The sequence below is a fragment of the Methylorubrum podarium genome, from assembly GCF_040270385.1.
Taxonomy (GTDB): Bacteria; Pseudomonadota; Alphaproteobacteria; order Rhizobiales; family Beijerinckiaceae; genus Methylobacterium; species Methylobacterium podarium.
The window spans coordinates 1-20,744 of sequence record NZ_JBELQE010000014.1 but is presented as its reverse complement, the minus strand read 5'-3'; the positions used below and the strand labels follow the sequence as shown (position 1 = coordinate 20,744).

Sequence of the window (20,744 nt, the reverse complement as noted above, 5' to 3'; positions counted from 1 at the left end):
TCACGAGTGTCGAACCCTCTCCCCGCATCGCCTGCCGGAGCCCAATCGCCCGTGTCGCTCTCGATCGGAAAACGCATCCTCCTCGGCTTCGTGGCAGCGAGCCTCATCGTGGCAGCCCTGGGCGCCTACGCCCTGCGCCAGATCGGCAGCGTGCGCGACATGACCGACCTGATCGTGACCCGCGATGTCGGCGTGCTGCGCCAGCTCGACGATCTCGGCAACGTCGCGCGCAACATGGGTCTCGTGCGGCGCAACGCGGTGATCGCCGTCCTGGCCCAGGGGCAAACGCAGGCGAATCCGGCCTCGACACCGGCCCGGTCGGACGATTTCCTGGGTAGCTGGCGCCAGAACGTGTCGGAGCTGGACCGCCTCCTCAGCACCGTCGCCGGAGAGGCGAAGACCTATCAGGCCTCCGCTTTGTCCTCGGAGCGCGTCGCGGCTTGGGGGCGCCTCGGCGCCGTCTTCACCGAGACCGCGGAGGCGTTCCGTCTGGTCCGCAACGCGAGCGAGCAGCAGCTCCGGTCCGTCGATGCCCGCGACATCGCCCAGGTCGAGGCCCGGAACGAGGAGGTCAACCGCCTCCACGACGGCCTGCTGCGCAGCATCGCCAATGCCCGCAACGCCCTCGACGGCGTCATCGCCGCCGGACAGCACAGCGTGAACGAGATCTACCGCAACAGCCTCCTCTCGGTGGCGATCACGGTCGCCGCGTCGATCCTACTCTCGATCCTGGTGACGGTGCTGATCAGCCGCGCCGTGGTGCGCCCGCTGGAGGACGTGATGGCATTCGTCGCGCAGATCGGTTCGGGCGATCTGACCGGACGCCTCAACCGCACCGGCAACGACGAGATCGGACGGCTCGGCGACACGCTGAACCGGATGGTGGCGGGCCTGTCGGACCTCGCCCGCACCAACCGCGCCGCCACCGCCGACCTGAACGCCGCGGCCGCCGAGATCCGCGCCTCCGCCCAGGAGCAGGCGGCGAGCGTCGAGGAGCAGTTCGCCGCGGTGCAGGAGACCGCCGCGACCGTGGACGAGATCACCCATTCCGGCGCGCAGATCTCGAAGCGGGCGACGGAGGTCATCGCGACCGCCCAGGCCGCGGCCCAGACCGCCCGCTCGGGCCTGCGTGCCGCCACCGACACCGCGAAGGCGATGGAATCGATCCGCGAGCAGGGCGAGGCGGTCGCCGGCAACATCGTCGCGCTGAGCGAGCGGACCCAGGCGATCGGCGAGATCATCGTCACCGTCAACGACATCTCCGAGCGCACCCACCTGCTCGCCCTCAACGCCGCCATCGAGGCCGCGGCGGCGGGCGAGAGCGGGCGCAGCTTCGCCGTCGTCGCCTCCGAGATGAAGCTGCTCGCCGACCAGGCGAAGGGCGCCACCGCCCAGGTGCGCGGCATCCTCGGGGAGATCCAGCGCGGCATCAACGCCTCGGTGATGCTCACCGAGGAGGCGGTGAAGCGTGCCGCCGCCGGCAAGACCCGCACCGATTCCACCGTCCGCACCATCGAGGAGATGGCCGCGCGGGTGGAGGAGGGCGTGCAGACCTTCCAGCAGATCGTGGCCTCGACCAACCAGCAGCAGCTCGGCATCGAGCAGGTGATGGGGGCGCTGCAGAACATCCGGCAGGCGAGCCAGCAGACGGCCGCCGGCACCCGCGAGGTCGAGACCGCCTCGGCGAACCTCACGGAGCTGGCGCAGGGGCTGATGGCGCTGGCCGAGCGCTACCGGCTCTAGCGGACCGGACGAGCGCTCCGCCGCATGGACATCCGCCAGCAGCTCCTCGCCGCCTTCGAGATCGAGCACCGCGAGCATCTCGACGCGATCCGCGCCGCACTTGCCGCGGACGGTCCGGTCGATTGGCACGACGTGTTCCGCCGGGCCCACAGCCTGAAGGGCGCCGCCCGCGCCGTCGACCTGCCCCCGGTGGAGGCGGTCTCGCACCAGCTCGAGACCTTGTTCGAGCGCATCAGCGCCGGACAGCGCCCCCTCGACCGCGCGGCGCGGGCCGCGACCCATCTCGCCCTCGACCGGATCGAGGCCTACGTCGCGGCGAGCGCAGGCGGATCGGCGAGCATGCCCGAGGACGCGCTGGCGGCGCTGAACGCCTGCCTCGATCCCGACGCGAAGGCTGCCCCGGCGCCGGCCGAACCGGTTCCCCCATCCGCCACTCCGGCCGCTTCGCAAGCCGCGGCTCCGGCCGCCGCGCCCGACTCTTCGAGTGAGCCCGCCCAGGCGGCGGTGCTGCGCGTCCCCGCTGCGGCGGTGGAGTCGCTGTCGCGGGCGAGCCACGGCCTCTGGGCGGCCCTGCCGGGGCAGGGCGTCGTCGCCGAACGCATCGCGCGGCTCTCGGCGAACGCGTCCGCGCTCCGGCGCCGCACCGAGGCCGGCCGCCGCGCTCCGGTTTCGGCCCCCGGCGGTGCCGACGAGTCGGAGACGGCGGCTCTTCGTCGAGCCCTCGCCGAGATCGAGACCGGGGTGGCGGCCTTGGCCCGCGAAGCCGCCGACCTCGCCCAGGGGCACAAGGCGGCCATCCTCTCCGTCGAGACGGCCGCCCGCCGGCTGCGGGAGGAGACCGAACGCCTCGCGCTGGTGCCCGCCGAGACGGTGTTCGGCGGCCTCGCTCGCGCGGTGCGCGACATGGCACGCGGCGACGGGCAGGAGGTCGAGGTCACCACCCGCGGGCTCGACCTTCCGGTGGACCGGGCGATGCTCCAGGCCCTCAAGGACCCGGTGCTGCACGCCCTGCGCAACGCGCTGAGCCACGGAGCGGAGCGCCCGGAGGTCCGGCAACGGCAGGGCAAGCCCGCCTCCCTCGCGATCGGGCTCACCGTCGAGGCCCAGGGCGGACGGCTCGTCCTCGGCATCCACGACGACGGGCGGGGGCCGGACCTCGCCGCCATCGAGCAAACAGGCCGCGCGCGCGGGCTGATCGCGCCGGGCGAGACGCTCGACGCGGAGGCGCTGCTCGCGCTGCCGTTCGAGCCGGGCTTCTCCACCGCCGGGGCGGTCGATGCGCTGTCGGGCCGCGGGATGGGCCTCTCGGTGGTCGCCGAGGTCGCCCGCTCCCTGCACGGGCAGGTACAGCTCGCCCGCCGCCGGCCGCACGGCACGTCGCTGATCCTCACCCTGCCGCTCTCGGCCGCCCGCCGTCCGGTCCTGATCGTCGTGGCCGGCGGGACCCGCTTCGCCCTGCCGAGCGGCGCGGCGGAGGCGCTCACCCGGCTCGATCCTGCGGCTCTGTCGACCGTCGCGGGCCGGCCGGTCGCTCGGGTGGCGGTGGAGGGCGGCGAAGCCGTGACGCTGCCGGTCGCCGAACTCGGGGACCTGCTCGGCCTCGGCTCCGACCGCTCGGAGGGGGCGACGATCCCGGTCGTGCGCCTGCGCGGCACCCGCGGGCGCTGCCTGCTCGCCGTCGACCGGCTGGAGGAGGTGCGCACGCTCCTCGTCCTGCCCGCGCCGCCGATCGGCAGCGATCCAGGCCTCGTCACCGGAACCGTGATCCTCGGCACCGACACGCCCGCCCTCGTCCTCGATCCCGACGGGCTGATCGACCGGCTCGGCCGCGCCGGTCCGCGCCCCGCGCGTCCTGCGGCGAGGGGCGGGGAGGACGGCAGCGGAACGATCCAGGAAAAGCGACGTTCGACGATTCTTGTCGTGGACGACTCGATCACGACCCGCACCCTGGAGAAGAGCATTTTGGAAGCAGCGGGCTACCGCGTGATCGTCTGCGTCGACGGGCAGGAGGCGCTCGACCGCCTCCGGGCGCGCATCGAGCCGGTCGACCTCGTCGTCGCCGACGTGGAGATGCCGCGGCTGACCGGCTTCGGCCTCGTCGAGGCGCTGCGGGCCGAGGCGGATTTCGCGCGACTTCCGATCGTGCTGATGACCTCCCGCGGCGACGACGAGGACGTGGCGAGAGGGCTGGAACTCGGCGCCGACGCCTATCTGACCAAGCAGAAATTCGATCAGCGCGAACTCCTGGATACCATCGGTCAGTTGCTGTGAACGGAGGGGCTGAGAACCCGCGCGTGCGCGTACTGGTTGTCGAGGACTCGCTCGTGGTGCGGATCCTCCTCACCCACATCATCGCCCGCGACGCGCGGCTGGAACTGGCCGGCGCGGTCGAATCCGGCGAGGCGGCGCTCGCTGCGATCGAGACCGTGCGGCCGGACGTGATCTCCATGGACATCCGCCTGCCCGGCATCGACGGGCTGGAGACGACCCGCCGGATCATGGCGAGCCGGCCGACGCCGATCGTGGTGATCGCCGACTCGGTCGAGGATGCCTCGCTCAAGATCTCGATGAACGCGCTCCGGGCGGGCGCGCTCTCGGTGGTCGAGAAGCCGGTGGCCACCACCAACGACAGTTACGAGGCGATCGCCGGCCAGATCTGCACGCAGCTGCGCATCATGGCCGCGGTCCCGGTGATCCGCCGCCGGCCGATCGGCGCGGAATGGAGCGCGCGCAAGGCGGCGCCCGCGGCCGAGCTGCCGATCCTCTCGGACACGGAGGCCGCGCCGAGCGTGCTGGCGGTCGCCGCCTCGACCGGCGGGCCGCCGGCGCTCGCGCGGGTCATCGGCGGCCTCACGGCGGATTTCCCGCTTCCCGTCCTGCTCGTGCAGCATATGGGCGCGGCCTTCATGGACGGGTTCGCGAGCTGGCTCGACGGCGTGGTGCCCCTCAGCGTCGGCGTGGCGCGGGACGGGCAGACGATGCAGGCCGGCCACGTCTACGTCGCCCCCGGCGACCGGCATCTCGAACTCGGTCCGAACGGCACGCTGCGGGTGAGCGACGCCGCCCCCGTCGGCGGCCAGCGCCCGGCGGCGACCGTGCTGTTCCGCTCGGTCGCCCGGCAGGCCGGGCCGCAGGGCATCGGCGTGCTTCTCACCGGCATGGGCGAGGACGGCGCGCAAGGACTGCTCGACATGCGCAAGGCGGGCGCCGCCACGGTGGCCGAGCACGAGAGCAGCGCCGTCGTCTACGGCATGCCCGCGGCGGCCGTGCGCCTCAACGCCGCGTCCCGCGTGCTGCCCGTCGATCAGGTGGCGCCCCATCTCCTGCGGCTCGCGCATAGGAAGCCAGCATGACCGCGAGCGCATCGCCCGCCGCCGCGCCGGGCCACCGGCTGCTGCTGGTGGAGGATTCGGAGACCCAGGCGCTCGAACTCCGTCTCCAGCTCGAAGCGCAGGGTTTCGCGGTGCAGCGCTGCGCCACGGCGGAGGCCGCCCTCGACCTGCTCAACACCGACCTGCCGGACCTCGTCGTCGCCGACCATCACCTGCCCGGCATGAACGGCGACGAGTTCACCCGGCAGATGCGCCTGTCGCTGCGTACCCGGGCGCTGCCGGTGGTGATGCTCACCGGCACCCGCAACGGCGAGCGCCACGGCTTCGAGAGCGGTGCCGACGCTTATGTCGAGAAGTCGGCCGACCGCGACCTGCTCGTGCTGCGCATCCGCGCGCTGCTGCGCGAGCGCCGGGGCGGGCAGGCGGAAGGGCCGTCCGGCGCCGCCTTCCGCCGCGGCCGGGTCCTGGTCGTCGACGGCAGCGCCACCTACCGCGCCTTCTTCACCGGGCTCCTCACCCAGGAGGGCCACACCGTGGTCGCCGCGGCCGACCGCTCGGCGGCGCTCGCGGCCCTCGACGAGCCCGGCGCCGCCTTCGACTGCGTCACCCTCGACCTCGTCGGCAGCGCCTATGACGGCATCGCCCTCTGCACCGAGATCGCCGAGCGCCGGATGATGGCGCCGGAGGGGGGCGGCAACGCCTTCCCCCTCGTCGGCATGGCCGGCGACAAGCCGGACAAGAGCCTCCTCGTCGCCGCCTTCGCCGCCGGCGCCGACGATGTGGTCTCGAAGGCCGATGGCGAGGTGCTGGCGATGCGGGTGCGCGGCCTCGTCCGCCGCCGCCTGCTGGAGGAGGACAACCGCCGCATCTCCGGCGAGTTCGGCGACCGCGAGCGCGCGGTGGAACGCGCCCGCGCCGAGGCCGAGGCGGCCGCCGCCCGCGCCGCGCTCGCCGACGCCCTGGAACAGGCCAACCGCGATCTCGAGGATGCCAACCGCAAACTGACGGAGGCGCAGGCCAAGCTCGTCCAGGCCGCCAAGATGGCCTCCCTCGGCGAGCTGGTGGCGGGCATCGCCCACGAGATCAACAACCCGCTCGCCTTCATCCTGGCGCATCAGGGCACGGTCGAGCGCCTGCTCGGCGAGCTGCCTCCCCCCGAGGCGCCGGAGGGACAGCGGGCGCTGACGAAGGCGCGCGACCGCGTCGGCTCGATGCGGCTCGGCCTCACGCGCATCCAGGATCTCGTCTTGAACCTGCGCAAGTTCTCGCGGCTCGACGAGGGCGAGCGCGGCCTCGTCAACGTGCCGGAGGCGATCGAGACGGTGCTGGCGCTGATCCAGCACAAGCTCGGCACGCGCATCCACGTGACGCGCGATTTCTCCGGCCGGCCTGAGATCTCCTGCACCCCGGCGCTCCTCAACCAGGTCGTGATGAATATCCTCGGCAACGCCGCGGACGCGATCCCCGGCGAGGGCACGATCACGGTGGCGACCTACTCGGACGCCGAAACCGACATGATCCGCATCAGCGACACCGGGCCCGGCATCCCGGAAGACCTGCGGGAAAAGATCTTCGAACCGTTCTTCACCACGAAGCCGGTCGGGTCCGGGACGGGACTCGGCTTGGCGATTGCGTACAGCGTCGTTCAGGCGCATAGCGGCTCGCTGACCGTCGAGACGGCGCCGGGCGGCGGCGCGAGCTTCGTCATCGGCATTCCGAGGCAACCGGCACCGGCATGAGCAAAGGCACGATCCTGGCCGTCGATGACGAGCCGGACATCCTGATCGCTCTGGAGGATTTGTTCGAGGAAGAGTACCGGGTGCTCACCTCGGCCAAGCCCGAGGAGGCGCTCGACATCCTGCGCTCCGAGCCCGACATCGCCGTCGTGGTCTCCGACCAGCGCATGCCCGGCATGACCGGCGACGCCCTGCTCGCCGAGGCACGGAGCTTCCACGAGGCGCAGGCGATCCTGCTCACCGGCTACGCCGACATCTCGGCGGTGATCGCCGCGCTCAACCGCGGCGGCATCATCGGCTACGTCGCCAAGCCCTGGGACCCGACCCTGCTGCGCGCCACCGTGCGCAACGCCTACGAGCGCCACCGCCTCGGCCGGGATCTCACCACCGAGCGCGCCCTGTTGCGCGGCCTCCTAGATCACGCCGAGGAGGCGATCTCCTTCAAGGACGCGACGGGGCGCTTCGTGCGCCTCAACGCCCGCAAGGCCGGCCTCGTCGGCGGCACGGTCGAGGCGAGCCTCGGCCGCACCGAGATCGAGATCGCCGACACCCCCGAGGCCCGCGAGGCGGAAGCCGTGGATCGCCGCGCGATCGCGGCCGGAGAGGCCGGCTCGACGGTGATCGCCCGCGGCGCGCTCGGCGCCGAGCGCTGGTCGCACATCATCCGCGTGCCGATCCGCGGCGGGGCCGGCGAGGTGACCCATCTCGCCACCATTGAGCGGGACGTGACCGAGCAGAAGAGCCTCGAGGCGCGCCTGCGCCAATCCGACAAGATGCAGGCGCTCGGCACGCTCGCCGGCGGCATCGCCCACGACTTCAACAACCTGCTGACCGCGATCCTCGGCAGCCTGGAACTGGTCGGCCCCAAGATCGCCGACCAGCCGCGGGTCAAGCGCCTCGTGGACAACGCCACCGGCGCGGCGCAGCGCGGCTCGGCCCTGACCAAGCGGCTCCTGAGCTTCAGCCGCTCCAACGACGCCCACGCCCGGCCCGTCGATCCGAACGGGCTGATCGAGGGGATGAGCGCGCTGTTCGGTTCGAGCCTCGGCAGTCTCGTGCGCGTCGAGCGCGATCTCGAACCCGACATGCCCTTCGCTCAGGTCGATCCCGACCAGCTCGAACTCGCGGTGCTCAACCTCTGCATCAATGCCCGCGACGCGATGCCCGACGGCGGCACGATCACCATCTCGACCCGCCGCGCCGAGATCCACGACGATCCCGACCTCAAGCCCGGCACCTACGCCGTCGTCACGGTCGCCGACGAGGGGACCGGCATTCCTCCTGAGATCCTGGAGCGGGTCTGCGAACCGTTCTTCACCACCAAGGCGGTGGGGCAGGGGACGGGCCTCGGCCTCGCCATGGTGTTCGGCCTCGCCCAGCAGGCGGGCGGACGCCTGCGCATCACCAGCGAGGTCGGGCAGGGCACCCGGATCGAACTCGCCCTCCCGCGCGCCGACGGCACCGCCGAGCGCACGGAAGCCGAGGTGCTGCCTGCGGTGCCGACGGCGGCGAGCCCGGCCCGTATCCTCGTGGTCGACGACGACGCGGAGGTCCGGCACGTCACCGCCTCCTTCCTCAGCGATTTCGGCTACTCCGAGACCGAGGCCGCCGACGGGCGCAGCGCGCTCGCTTTGCTGGAGCAGGGCCACAGCTTCGACCTCGTGGTCGCCGACCTCGCGATGCCGGGCATGACCGGCGTCGAACTCGCCACGGCGATCCGGCAGCGCTTCTCCGGCGTGCCGGTCCTGCTGCTGACGGGCCACGCCGAGGCCGTGCAGATCCCGGAGGATCTGCCGGTGATGACGAAGCCCTTCGCCTCGGCCGAACTCGCCGCGCGGGTGTCGCAGCTTCTCGAAGCGGCGGTCTGACGGCCGGCCAGAGATCGGCGCGACGTCCGCGGGCTTGCAGCTCGGGTTCGCGTGACGCAGCCAACGATTGCATCGTTGCCCGCTACTGGCAAAACACCCGGCATTCCGGGGCCGCGCAGCGGAACCCGGACCCGAAGAGGCGCGCCGTTGGCGTGCAATCCACGAGTGACGCTCCGCCAGACCATGACGTCGCGGTCAGTCATACCGTTTCCGGGTAGTCGCCTCCGGCTTTGCCGCACCCCGTCATCGCGAGGCGAAGCCGAAGCGATCCAGCGCGCGACCATCCGGAGGGGTCGCGGGCTGGATTGCCACGGCTTCGCCTCGCAATGACGGCGGAGGTGTATTGCAAAAGGCTCGCGCGGGCGCGCACTGGGTGTGACGCCCTGGGCATGTCCGACAAACCCTTGCCCGCAGGGATTGCACTCCGCTTCGGTGAAGACGAAGATGGTCCCGCGCTGCCGCTGCGTCGGTGCGTGAAAGAATATTCTCGGAAGGATGACTCCGATGGCCAGCGCCGATGTCGAGATGGTGAAATGCGCCTGCCCGGACTGTGTCTGCGTGGTCTCGCTCTCGAAGGCGGTGACGCGTGACGACAAGGCCTTTTGTTGCGACGAGTGCGCCGAGGGCCATCCGGACCATGCCGGTTGCGATCATGCCGGCTGCACCTGCCACGGCTGATCGGGCCGGCCCTCGACCGGGTGCGGCTCAGTTCGTCCCGGTCGCCTTGGCGAGGAAGCGCACCAGCGCGTCGCGGTCCTCGGCGCTGTTGATGGTCTGCTCGGGCATCCGCGTGCCCGGCGTGTAGCGCGCGGGACCGACTTCGAACAGGCGGGCGACCGTCTCGGGCGTCCAGACGATGTCCATGCCCTTGAGCGCCTCCGAGTAGCGGTAGCCCGGAACGGCGGCGATGCGCCGGCCGAAGATCCCGGCGAGCGTCGGCCCGGCGCGGGTCGGTTCGTCGGGTGTCAGGGTGTGGCAGGCCACGCAGGCGCGAAACACCTCGGCGCCCCGCTCGCCGTGGAAGGCCGCCAGCGTGTCCGCCGGGCGCGGCATGGCGAGCGGACCGATCGGCTCGCCGTCGGCCGCGTTCCAGCGCCGCACCAGGCGGTCACCGCCGCCGGTGACGAGCTCGCTCCCGTCCGGCCGCCACGCCACCGACCACACCGGCAGGCCCGGCCCGACCAGGGTGAACAGCACTTTACGGCTCGCCCGCTCGATCATCGCGACGGTGCCGCCGGCGCTCGCCGCGGCGATCCGCGTGCCGTCCGGCGAGGGCGCCAGCGCGATCACCGGCGCCGGGCCGAGATCGACCTGCCACCGCACGGCTCCGTCCCGCGCGAGGAACCGCACCGCGGCATCCGCCCCAGCCGCGGCGATCTCGCCGTCCGGGGTGACGGCGAGGGCGCTGAGCGCGCTCGGCAGGGTCGCGGTCGCGACAGCCTGGCCGTCCGGCGTCCAGATCCGCACGCTCGCGTCGGCTCCGGCGGTGACGAGACCGCCGTCCGGCAGGAAGGCGACGGCGTTGACGTTGCCCTTGTGTCCCTCCAGCACGCGGGCCGGCCCGCCCGCGAGCGGCCAGATCCGCGCGGTGCCGTCCCAGGCGGCGGAGGCGAGCGCCGTGCCGTCCGGCGAGACGGCGAGCCCGGCGACCGGGCCGGCATGGCCTTCGAGGACGCGCTCCGGCTCGGCTTGGCCCAATCGCCACAGGGCGATGCGCCCGTCCTCCGAGGCGCTAGCGAAGCGCCCGTCGGGGAGGACCGCGACCGCATTCACCGCGCCGTCGTGGAAGCGCAGAACGCTCAGCGCCGCGCCGGTGTCGAGGCCCCAGATGATCGCCGCCTGATCGAACCCGCCGGAGACCGCGAGCCGGCCGTCGCCCGTGATCGCCAGCGCCCGCACCGGCCCGCCGTGACCGCGCATCTGCGCCGTCGCCGGCAGCGCGAGCAACAGGGCGGCGATCACCCCGAGAATCCGCGTCCCCCGCATCGTCACCCCACTCCGCTCCGTCGCGGCGGACCATAGGCGAGAGGCCGGGGCCGTGTCCGCCCGGAAGGGTGAGAGTTTCTGTCTCATGCATTGGACGGGTGCGTCACCGAACCTTGATCCGCGACCGGCGATGACGCATCGATCGCGACGATGAGACAGGACGGCGCCCCGCACATCATCACCGTTTCGCGCATCGCATCGTCCGCGCGCGCGGCCGGCTGAGCGATGCGCGCATCCTCCGCTGCCCTGACGCCGTTGGCCGAGGCCCTCGCCATTCTTCGCAGCCTCGCCGCACCGGTCGCGCCGCGAACCGTCTCACTGAACGACGCGAGCGGGCGCATCGCGGCGACCGCGGTGGCCGTTGCCGCACCCGTTCCACCGGAACTTATCGCCCTGCGCGACGGCTTCGCCGTCGAGTCGGCGGCGATCGGCGGCGCCTCGCCCTACGCGCCGGTGATGCTGCCGCGCGCGCCGGTCTGGGTCGAGGCCGGCGTTTCCCTGCCCGCCGGCGCCGACGCGGTGCTGCCCGTCGAGGGCCTGGAGGGTCGCAGTGCGGTCGCCGAGGTCGGAGCGGGCGAAGGCACCCGCGCCGCGGGCGAGGATTTTCTTCCAGGTGACGTCCTGCTTGCGGCGGGGGAGCGCATCCTGCCGCGCCATCTCCTCGCCCTGGCCGCCGCGGGGTTTCGCGAGGTCGCGATCCGCAACACCCGCATTCGCCTCGTCGCGACGGGCGCATCAGACGCAGATGCGCTGTCGCCGACGCTTGTAGCCCTGGTCGAACGGGCAGGCGGCACCGCGGAGACGATCGCGGTACCCGACGATCCCGAAAGGATCGCTCGCGCCATCGCGGCCGATGGGACCGACGCGATCCTCATCCTCGGCGGCAGCGGCTTCGGCCGCAGCGACCGCAGCGCGGACGCGTTGGCGCGGGCCGGACGCCTGCTCGTCCACGGTCTCGCCCTGCGCCCCGGCGAGACGGCCGGGATCGGCGAGACAGGGGGGCGGCCGGTGTTGCTAATGCCCGGACGCCCCGACGCCGCGCTCGCCGTTTTCCTGGCGCTCGGCCGGCCGCTGCTCGCGGCTCTGACCGGCGGCGTCGAACCGGCGCCATGCACGGGCGCCCTCCGGCGCAAGATCACATCCACCGTCGGGCTCTCCGAGATCGTGTTCGTCCGCCAGCACGGTTCGGAGCTCGAGCCGCTCGGTGGGGCCGAACTGCCGCTCCGGCGGTTGATCGAGGCGGACGGGGCCGTGCTGGTGCCGCCGGAGCGGGAGGGCTATCCCGCGGGGAGCGAGGTCGAGGTGGTGCCGCTGTGAGCGCGGATCGCGAGATGGAATTCGCCCGGCGCCTCGCCGCGGCGGCCCGGCAGGAGCAGTTCCTCACGGTGATGAGCCGGGAGGAGGCGCTGGCCGCTTTCCGCGCCGCGGTGCCGCACACGGCGCTTGCCCCCGAGACCGTGCCCCTTGCGCAGGCCCTCGGCCGGGTGCTCGCCCGGGACGTGGCCTCGCCCATCGACGTTCCGCCCTTCGACCGCGCCCTGGTCGACGGCTTCGCCCTGCGCGCCGCCGACACCGAGGGCGCCAACGCCGCCCGGCCCCGGAGGCTCGCCCTCAACCGCGAGATCCTGGCCTGCGGCGTCGCCCCGGCGCTCCCGGTGGCCGCCGCTACCGCGACGCCGATCGCCACCGGTGGGGTGATCCCGCGGGGCGCCGACGCGGTGGTGATGGTCGAGCAGACCGAATTCTTCGAAGACTCCCTCGCCGTCGATGTGACGAGTCCGGTGCGGCCGGGGCAGTTCGTCGGCTATGCCGGGGCCGACATGGCCTTCGGCGAGACCGTCCTGCGCAAGGGAATGGTGGTGACCGCCCGCGAGATCGGGATGCTCGCCGCCTGCGGGCTGGCCGAGATCGCGGTTCTGCGCCGGCCGCGGGTGGCCGTGCTCTCGACGGGAGATGAACTGGTCGCGCCGGGCGACGCGCTGCGACCGGGCGCGATCTACGATTCGAACGGCGCCATCGTCGCGGCCTCCGTCGCCGAGAACGGCGGGGTCGCGGTGCCGCTCGGGATCGTGCGCGACGAGGAGGCCGCCCTCGAACGGGCCCTGCGCGACGGCCTGGCGCGGGCCGACCTCGTCGTGCTCTCCGGCGGCACTTCGAAGGGGGCGGGCGACGTCTCCCACCGCATCCTGTCGCGGCTGGGCGAGCCCGGCATCCTCGTCCACGGCGTGGCGCTGAAACCCGGCAAGCCGCTCTGCCTCGCCGTGGCCGAGGGCAAGGCGGTGGTGGTGCTGCCGGGCTTTCCAACCTCGGCAATGTTCACCTTCCACGAATTCGTGGTGCCGCTGGTGCGCGCGCTCGCCGGGCTGCCGCCGCGGGAGGAAGAGGCGATTGCCGCGCGCCTGCCGCAGCGGCTGACCTCCGAACTCGGCCGCACCGAATTCGTCATGGCCTCCCTGGCGCAGGGCGAGGACGGCCCCGTGGCCTTGCCGCTGCCGAAGGGATCGGGCTCCGTCACCGCCTTCTCGCAGGCCGACGGCTTCTTCGCCGTCCCCGCCGCGCGGTCCGGCATCGAGGCGGGCGAGACGGTCTCGGTGGTGCGCCTCGGGGCAGGGGTCCGGCCGCCGGACCTCACCGTCATCGGCAGCCACTGCGTCGGGCTCGACCGCGTGGTCGGGCTGCTCGCCGAACGGGGCTTTCGCGCCCGCACGGTCTGGGTCGGCTCGGCCGGCGGGCTCGCGGCCCTGCGCCGGGGCGAGTGCGATCTCGCCGCGATGCACTTGCTCGACCCCGAGACCGGCCGCTACAACGCGCCCTTCCTCGAACCCGGCATGGCGCTGTCCCCCGGCTGGCGCCGCCTGCAGGGCGTGGTGTTCCGGGCGGGCGATCCCCGCTTCGAGGGGCGCAGCGCCGCCGAGGCGGTGGGCGCCGCCCTCGCCGACCCGGACTCGGTCATGGTCAACCGCAACGCCGGATCGGGCACCCGCCTCCTCGTGGACGGCCTGATCGGCGCCGCCCGGCCGCCGGGCTTCTGGAACCAGCCGCGCTCGCACAACGCCGTCGCGGCGGCGGTGGCGCAGGGGCGGGCCGATTGGGGCGTGGCGATCGCGAGCGTGGCGCACGCCTACGGCCTCGGCTTCCTGCCCCTGGCGCAGGAGCATTACGACTTCGCCTATCGCGTGGCGGATCGCGAGAAGCCCGCGCTCGCCGCCTTCCTGGCCCTGCTCGGCACGCAAGAGGCCGACGCGGCCCTGACCGAACTCGGCTTCGAGCCCGGTGGAGGCGAGTCATGAGCGGTCTGCGCGTCATCGGCCTCGCCGGCTGGAGCGGGGCGGGCAAGACGACATTGCTCGCCCGCCTGATCCCCGTTCTCGTCGCGCGCGGCGTGCGGGTCGCGACCCTGAAACACGCCCACCACGCCTTCGACATCGACCATCCGGGCAAGGATTCCTTCGTCCACCGACAGGCCGGAGCGAGCGAGGTCATCGTCTCCTCCGCCCGGCGCTGGGCCCAGATCCGCGAGGTCGGGGACGGCGCCGAGGCCACCTTGCCCGACTTGCTGCGGCGGCTGACGCCGGCCGGCCTCGCCCTGGTCGAGGGCTTCAAGCGCGAGGCACATCCGAAGCTCGAAGTCTTTCGCGCTGCCAACGGCCGCCCGCCGCTGCACGATCAGGATCCGCACATCGTCGGCATCGCCAGCGACGTGCCGTTCCCGCAAGCCGGCGTGCCGGTGGTCGGGCTCGACGACATCGAGGCCATCGCCGGTCTCGTCGTCGAGCGCGCCGAACCCCTCGAAGCGGTGCTCGCCCGGCTGGAGAGATCCTGAGCGATGGCACAGCTCACCGACGACTGCTTCGCCTTCGGGGGCAAGTTGATGCGGGTCGAGGAGGCGGTGGCCTCGATCGCCGAGCGCTTCCCTGTCATCGCCGGCACCGAGACGGTGCCGCTCGGTCTCGCCGACGGCCGGATCGCGGCGGAGGACGTGTTCGCCGCGCATGACCTGCCGCCCTTCGCCAACACCGCGGTCGACGGCTACGCCGTGCGCTTCGCCGACCTTGCCCCGGCGGGCGAGACCGTCCTTCCGGTCAGCGGCCGCCTCGCGGCCGGTGCCGCGGCCGGGGACATGCCGCACGGCACGGCGATCCACATCTTCACCGGCGCGCCGATGCCGCCGGGCGCGGACACCGTGTTCATGCAGGAGGACGTACGGCGCGAGGGCGACCGCGTCACCCTGCCGCCGGGCCTGAAGCGCGGCGCCAACGCGCGGCCGGCGGGCGAGGATCTCGGCCGGGGCGGTCTCGCGATCGCCGCCGGGCAGCGCCTGCGCCCGCAGGACCTGGCGCTGGCCGCCGCCACCGGCCATGCGCGGATCGCGGTGCGCCGCCGCCTGCGGGTCGCGGTGTTCTCCACCGGCGACGAGTTGAGCGAGCCCGGCGCGCCCTTGCGCCCCGGCGCGATCCACGACTCGAACCGCGTGCTGCTCGTCAGCCTGCTCACCCGCCTCGGTGTCGCGGTGGACGATCTCGGCATCCTGCGCGACGACCCCTCGACCCTGTCGGCCCGCCTCGCCGAGGCCGCGCGGGACCACGACCTGATCCTCACCTCCGGCGGCGTCTCGACTGGTGAGGAGGACCACGTGAAGGCCGCCGTCGAGTCGCAGGGGCGGCTGATGCTCTGGCGCCTCGCGATCAAGCCCGGCCGCCCGGTCGCGGCGGGGTTGGTGGCGGGCACGCCCTTCATCGGCCTGCCGGGCAATCCGGTCGCGGTCTACGTCACGCTGCTCTTCGTGGTGCGCCCGCTCCTGGCCCGGCTGGGCGGCGCACTCTACGCGCCGCCGCTGTCCTGGCCGGTGCGGGCGGGTTTCGCCTACCGCAAGAAGGCGGGCCGCCGTGAGTTCGTCCGCGTCAGTCTTTTTCGCGCGACCGATGGCGGTTTGGAGGCGCAAAAGTTTCCGCGCGACGGGGCGGGCGTGCTGACCTCGCTCACCGAGAGCGACGGCCTCGTCGAACTGCCCGACGACGCGACCAGCCTCGCGCCCGGCGACATGCTGGCCTACTACCCGCACGCGCTGCTGTGGTAGGCGGATTCGGGGTCGGAGCCAGACAGTTCTTGAGCTTCGGTATGGTCGTCTTTCGACCCGTTGCGGGACTGGGAAAGGTTCGCTTTGAGACTATAGATCAGATAGATTTTTACAATTTAGTTTGCTGTAAAAGGGGACTGCCTGTTTTAGATCTGGCGACTATCAGATGTAGACATTCATAGTGATTTTTTATATCGGAGAGTTAGAAAATTGCAAAAATTTACCTCGACCATAGCTCAGAATACTACGTACATTCTGTCACGAGTATAATATTTTCCAATGCATTGGCAGTTTTCTGATAGGTGAGCGGAGCAAATTTAGGAAGATGGACTTTAAGGAACTTTTCAATCAGCAGCAAAAAATCCTTGAGTTGGAGCTGGAAGTAGCACGTACTCGTTTCGAGCATTCCGGTCTACGGGGTAACGCACTGGAAATCGCCTCTCGCGATTTCTTCGAAAAGCACCTACCTCGATCCGTAAACGTGGGAACGGGCGAAGTGATCGCTTCCGAAAGCGACAGCGACAGCGTTGGAGCCCGATCGGGCCAGATGGATCTGGTATTTTCGAATCAGTCGCAACCGTTCTCAACGGCACGAGATGTTCCGACACTGTTTTTCATCGAAGGGGTACTGGCCGCCGGCGAAGTTAAAACCAGTTTGTCGCGCTCGATTATGCCGGACGAATTGCGGAAAGCTCGAAAGTTTCGTGCGTTACGTGCAAAGAACATGTCTCGGTTAGTACAGGTGACTAGCCCAAATGATTGGGCCTCCTACTATGTTTTCTACCGACCATATTTTATGGTCGCAACCGAAACGAAGTCGCCTTGGCAATCGATCCTATTGGAGGTGATGGAGTATATCGATAGTGAGAAAATTCTCCCTCTCGATGGCATATTCCTTCTCGACCAGAACGTCGCCTTGATCTTGTCACCCCACCAGAAGGCACCTTTCACTCAACAGATCGGCCTACCTTTTACTCACAAGGTGGGTGCTCTGGATGCAACGGGCTTCATTATGCCCTACAGCACCGACACACCTCTTGCATTCCTCATGGGCTGGTTGTCTTTGTTCAGAACCAGTTTCTTCGAGGATCAGCAACCGATCAGCTTATATTTGCAAAACATGGTTAATTCGTCTTTGAGGGAAATGACTCTGTTCAAGAAGCATACGCCGGTTGCGGAACTAACGCGCGCGATCGAGAAAAAGGGGTTGTGGCGTTTTAACCTGGACGAACTCAGACAGGAATATCCTAAAAGGCAGAAGCCATAACTTTTGAACATCGACGTGGGATTGAGTTAGAAGTATTCTCGTGGATCGGTGTGTTTTCCGTACGTTAGCAAGTAGAAACTGCCAGTCGCATCATGGCCATGTCTCCGCCGCTTGGCTGAACCGAAAGGATGATAGGTTCCAAGTAGGAGATGGCAGCGCACCCAATAGTTGATATGGGTCGGAAGTAGTCCGTCCGCTGACGGGCCTGGCTTCCAAGCCCCCCATCCTTAGCGGACCTCTTCATTCCAAGCAGTGCATCGGACAACACCTACTCGCGGACGTCATCGGGCGCCGCATAGCCCGAGGCGCGGCCAGCCCGATCCCGCAGGTCGTCGCGGAAGGCCGCCAGGCGCGGCGCACCGAGGCTCGCGCGCGCCGCGAGAAAGTAGATCTCCCAGCCGAGCGGACGGTAGTCGAGGGCGAAGCGCTCGGCGACGGAGCGGGTGCCCATGCCGACATCGGCCGCACCCGTGGCGATCAAGGCCGCCACCGCTTGGTGGGTGAACTCCTCCGTGTGATGGCCGACGATGGCCTCCGGCGCGAGACCCGCCTCGGCGCAGAGCCGCTCGAACCAGATCCGGGTACCGGCGCCGCGCTGACGGTTGACGAAACGGGCCTGCCGCGCGGCGATGTCGGCGACCGTTTCGAGCCTGAGCGGATTGCCGGCCGCCAGCATCAAGCCCTGCTCCCGGCGAAACAGCGGCACGACGATCAGGTCGCGGTCGGCGAAGACGGCGTCGAAGGGGGCCGGGGGCGGACCGTCCGAACCGTAATGAAAGCCCGCGGCATCGACGGTTCCGTCGCGCAGCCGCGCCAGGGCGTCGAGGCTGCCCGCGACCATCAGGTCGATCTCCCGCCGCGCCTCGACCGCCTCCAGCAGCAGCGGATCGTGGCTCGCTGCCAGCCGGATCCGGGCGTCCGCCGGCTCCAGCAGCCGCCGCAGACCCTCGGTCAGCGCCAGTTCCTCCGCCGCGAGCGCCGGTGCGAGGCGGTTCCACGACGCCGCGAGCAGCGCGAGCAGCGCCGTGCCGAAGGAGGTGAGGTCGGTGCCGTGCCCCTTGGTCTTCACGACGACCGGCCGTCCGAGCGCCTGTTCGAGCGCTTCGAGCTGGCCCCAGGCGGAGCGGTAGGAGATCGAGAGGCGCTCGGCCGCCCCCTGAAGCGAGCCCGACCGGCCGAGCGCGTCGAGGAGAGCGTGGGCTCCCCGGAGCGCGAAGGAGGGCGCGCCCTCGCAGCGGCCCTCGACCTGGAGGCGCACGTTCAGACGACCCGGCTCCGTGAGGACCTGGCGGGAACCGGGCACAATCTCGACGGCCATATGCACGGCCTTTCCTATTGATCTTGCACCCTGTGGCGTATCATCCCGGCAAGCCCCGCGCAGCCCCGTATGCCCACGAGTCCACCGCGTGAGCCAAGCCTTTCAGGAGACGTTCTTTCGCCTGTGGACGCTCGACCGGGATGTCCTGGCGATCGCGTGGCTGTCCCTGCGCGTCAGCCTCACGGCGGTCGGCATCGGGCTTCTTCTCGGCATTCCGCTCGGTGCCCTGATCGCGGTGGCGCGGTTTCCGGGGCGCGATGCCCTGGTCGGGCTGCTCAACACCTTCATGGGCCTGCCGCCGGTGATCGTCGGCTTGATCCTCTATCTCGCCCTGTCGCGCTCGGGTCCGCTCGGAGCGCTCGGGCTGCTGTTCACCCCCACCGCCATGGTGGCGGCCCAGGCCGTGCTGGCGACCCCCCTGGTCGCGGCGCTCACGCGTCAGGTCATCGCCGACGCCGAGGCGCATCTCGGCGAGCAGCTCCGCTCCCTGCGGCTCTCCGCGCCGCGGCGGGCCGGCGTGCTGATCTACGACGCGCGCTTCTCGCTGTTCACCGCGGCGCTCGCCGCCTTCGGCCGGGCAATCTCGGAGATCGGCGCGGTGCTCGTCGTCGGCGGCAACATCGACGGACATACCCGCACCATGACCACGGCGATCTCGCTGGAGACGCAGAAGGGCGACCTCAGCCTCGCCCTGGCGCTCGGCGCCGTGCTGATGGGCCTCGTGCTCGCCGTGAACGCGGCCGCCGCGCTGCTGCGCGGACACGCGGCGAGGGCCTACGGATGAGCGCCGCCCCCGCCATCCGCCTCGACGGCGTCGGCCTGACCCTCGGCGGGCGGACGATCCTCGACCGGCTCAGCCTCGACGTTGCCGCGTCCGGCATCACGGCCCTGGTCGGCCCCAACGGCGCGGGCAAGAGTGTGACGCTGCGGGTGATCGACGGCTTGCTGCGGCCCGATTCCGGCACGGTGCGCCTCGCGCCCGGCCCCCGCGCCTTCGTCTTCCAGCGCCCCGCCCTGGTGCGCGCCAGCGCCGCCGCCAACGTCGCCCTCGGCCTCGTCCCGCTCAAGCTGCCCCGCCGCGCGCGGGCCGAGCGGATCGCGGCGGCGCTCGCCCGCGTCGGCCTGTCGGAGCGGGCGGACGACGCGGCGACCCGCTTCTCGGGCGGCGAGCAGCAGCGCCTCGCGCTGGCCCGCGCCTGGGCGATGCGGCCCGGCCTTCTCCTCCTCGACGAACCGACCGCGAGCCTCGACCCCACCGCGACCGAGACCATCGAGAGCCTGGTGGCCGAGATGGCGCGGGCCGGCACCGCCGTGCTCCTCGTCTCGCACAATCTCGGGCAGGTCGCCCGGCTCGCCGACGAGACCGTGGTGCTCGCCGCCGGCCGCGTCGTCGAGCGGGGCCCGACCCGATCCGTCCTCTTCTCACCCCGCACCGCTGAGGCGCGGGCCTACCTGACCGGAGAACTGCCTTGGACTTCCTTCGCCGCGGCTTCCTGACCCTCTCGCTACTGACCGCTCTCGGCGCGGTCTCGCCGCTCTCCGCCGAGCCCGCCTCGATCGTCGTCGCCTCGACGACCTCGACCGAGCAATCGGGGCTGTTCAAGCACATCCTGCCGCTGTTCAAGCAGAAGACCGGCATCGATGTGAAGGTCGTGGCGCTCGGCACCGGCCAGGCCCTCGACGCGGCGCGCCGGGGCGATGCCGACGTCTTGCTCGTCCACGACCGCCCGGCCGAGGACAAGTTCGTCGCCGAGGGCTTCGCCAAGGGGCGGCAGGACGTGATGTACAACGACTTCATGCTGATCGGCCCGAAGGACGATCCGGCCGGCATTCGCGGCAAGGGCGTGGACGACGCGTTCAAGACCATCGCGGCGGCCAAGGCGCCCTTCGTCTCTCGGGGCGACCGTTCCGGCACGCACAGCGCCGAGCTGCGGGGCTGGAAGGAGGCCGGTGTCGATCTCGCGGCCGTGCGCGGCGACTGGTACCGCGATGTCGGCCAGGGCATGGGCCCGGCGCTGAACACCGCCTCGTCGCTCGGCGCCTACATCCTTGCCGACCGCGGCACTTGGCTCTCGTTCAAGAACCGGGGCGACCTGACCATCCTCGTCGAGGGCGACAAGCGGCTGTTCAACCCCTACGGCGTGATGCTGGTGAACCCGGACAAGCATCCGACGGTGAAGGTGAAGGAGGGCCAGGCCTTCATCGACTGGCTGGTCTCGCCCGAGGGCCAGAAGGCGATCGCCGACTACAAGATCAACGGCGAGCAGCTGTTCTTCCCGAGCGCGAAGAAGGGCTGACGTCTTATCAGGTCTCCGGTTGAGTGCTTCGGGCAAAGCAGGGCCTGTTCCCTCCCCCTTGTGGGGAGGGGTTCGGGGTGGGGGTGGTGCAGAAGGCACCGCATCGCCTCATCCTGAACC

General features: G+C 71.0%; 16 protein-coding genes. 14 read left to right on the top strand and 2 right to left on the bottom strand.

Annotated elements, in window-relative coordinates; all coding sequences use genetic code 11:
• Positions 1-51: 51 nt before the first annotated feature.
• From ABS772_RS01365 to ABS772_RS01340, 6 genes are all read left to right on the top strand, one after another.
• Positions 52-1,743: a methyl-accepting chemotaxis protein gene (locus ABS772_RS01365; RefSeq protein ID WP_350391773.1), complete on the top strand. Its 1,692-nt coding sequence runs from the start codon at positions 52-54 to the stop codon at positions 1,741-1,743.
• A 24-nt stretch (positions 1,744-1,767) separates the two neighbouring features.
• Positions 1,768-4,014 carry a hybrid sensor histidine kinase/response regulator gene (locus tag ABS772_RS01360; RefSeq protein ID WP_350391772.1) on the top strand — a complete coding sequence of 749 codons (2,247 nt, stop codon included), beginning with the start codon at positions 1,768-1,770 and terminating at the stop codon, positions 4,012-4,014.
• A complete protein-coding gene (gene cheB / locus ABS772_RS01355; protein WP_350391771.1) occupies positions 4,011-5,096 on the top strand; it encodes a chemotaxis-specific protein-glutamate methyltransferase CheB in 1,086 nt (361 codons plus the stop codon). Before ABS772_RS01360 ends, cheB begins: the two co-directional genes overlap by 4 nt.
• Positions 5,093-6,814 carry a response regulator gene (locus ABS772_RS01350; RefSeq protein ID WP_350391770.1) on the top strand — a complete coding sequence of 574 codons (1,722 nt, stop codon included), beginning with the start codon at positions 5,093-5,095 and terminating at the stop codon, positions 6,812-6,814. The genes cheB and ABS772_RS01350 overlap by 4 nt, the downstream gene beginning before the upstream one ends.
• A complete protein-coding gene (locus ABS772_RS01345) occupies positions 6,811-8,679 on the top strand; it encodes a response regulator (protein WP_350391769.1) in 1,869 nt (622 codons plus the stop codon). The genes ABS772_RS01350 and ABS772_RS01345 overlap by 4 nt, the downstream gene beginning before the upstream one ends.
• Before the next feature lie 504 nt (positions 8,680-9,183).
• Positions 9,184-9,357, top strand: a complete 174-nt coding sequence (locus ABS772_RS01340) for a metallothionein (RefSeq protein WP_350391768.1) — start codon at positions 9,184-9,186, stop codon at positions 9,355-9,357.
• A gap of 27 nt (positions 9,358-9,384) precedes the next feature.
• Here the strand turns inward: ABS772_RS01340 and ABS772_RS01335 are convergent, their stop codons facing one another.
• Entirely contained in the window at positions 9,385-10,665 is a 1,281-nt protein-coding gene (locus ABS772_RS01335) for a c-type cytochrome (protein WP_350391767.1), read from the bottom strand.
• 225 nt (positions 10,666-10,890) lie between these two features.
• Between ABS772_RS01335 and ABS772_RS01330 the strand changes: the two genes are divergently transcribed.
• The 5 genes from ABS772_RS01330 to ABS772_RS01310 all read left to right on the top strand — a co-directional run bounded on the left by ABS772_RS01330 (position 10,891) and on the right by ABS772_RS01310 (position 17,009).
• The gene (locus tag ABS772_RS01330) at positions 10,891-11,982 is read left to right on the top strand and encodes a molybdopterin-binding protein (protein ID WP_350391766.1); all 1,092 of its coding nucleotides are present in this window, start codon (positions 10,891-10,893) and stop codon (positions 11,980-11,982) included.
• Positions 11,979-13,955, top strand: a complete 1,977-nt coding sequence (locus tag ABS772_RS01325) for a molybdopterin biosynthesis protein (RefSeq protein ID WP_350391765.1) — start codon at positions 11,979-11,981, stop codon at positions 13,953-13,955. The genes ABS772_RS01330 and ABS772_RS01325 overlap by 4 nt, the downstream gene beginning before the upstream one ends.
• Entirely contained in the window at positions 13,952-14,488 is a 537-nt protein-coding gene (gene mobB / locus ABS772_RS01320; protein ID WP_350391764.1) for a molybdopterin-guanine dinucleotide biosynthesis protein B, read from the top strand. The genes ABS772_RS01325 and mobB overlap by 4 nt, the downstream gene beginning before the upstream one ends.
• 3 nt (positions 14,489-14,491) lie before the next feature.
• Entirely contained in the window at positions 14,492-15,742 is a 1,251-nt protein-coding gene (locus ABS772_RS01315) for a molybdopterin molybdotransferase MoeA (RefSeq protein ID WP_350391763.1), read from the top strand.
• A gap of 325 nt (positions 15,743-16,067) precedes the next feature.
• On the top strand, positions 16,068-17,009 hold the full coding sequence (locus ABS772_RS01310; protein WP_350391762.1) for a DUF6602 domain-containing protein: 942 nt from the start codon (positions 16,068-16,070) through the stop codon (positions 17,007-17,009).
• Positions 17,010-17,277: 268 nt separating this feature from the next.
• Here ABS772_RS01310 and ABS772_RS01305 read toward each other — a convergent pair whose 3' ends face one another.
• On the bottom strand, positions 17,278-18,327 hold the full coding sequence (locus ABS772_RS01305; RefSeq protein ID WP_350391761.1) for a substrate-binding domain-containing protein: 1,050 nt from the start codon (positions 18,325-18,327) through the stop codon (positions 17,278-17,280).
• Between the two features lie 88 nt (positions 18,328-18,415).
• Between ABS772_RS01305 and ABS772_RS01300 the strand changes: the two genes are divergently transcribed.
• Genes ABS772_RS01300 through ABS772_RS01290 form a run of 3 tightly spaced genes read left to right on the top strand, consistent with a single transcriptional unit; the run spans position 18,416 to position 20,624 of the window.
• Complete coding sequence (locus tag ABS772_RS01300) at positions 18,416-19,111, top strand: ABC transporter permease (protein ID WP_350391760.1); 696 nt, start codon at positions 18,416-18,418, stop codon at positions 19,109-19,111.
• The gene (locus ABS772_RS01295) at positions 19,108-19,824 is read left to right on the top strand and encodes an ATP-binding cassette domain-containing protein (RefSeq protein ID WP_350391759.1); all 717 of its coding nucleotides are present in this window, start codon (positions 19,108-19,110) and stop codon (positions 19,822-19,824) included. Before ABS772_RS01300 ends, ABS772_RS01295 begins: the two co-directional genes overlap by 4 nt.
• A complete protein-coding gene (locus tag ABS772_RS01290) occupies positions 19,797-20,624 on the top strand; it encodes an extracellular solute-binding protein (protein WP_350391758.1) in 828 nt (275 codons plus the stop codon). The genes ABS772_RS01295 and ABS772_RS01290 overlap by 28 nt, the downstream gene beginning before the upstream one ends.
• Positions 20,625-20,744 lie beyond the last annotated feature (120 nt).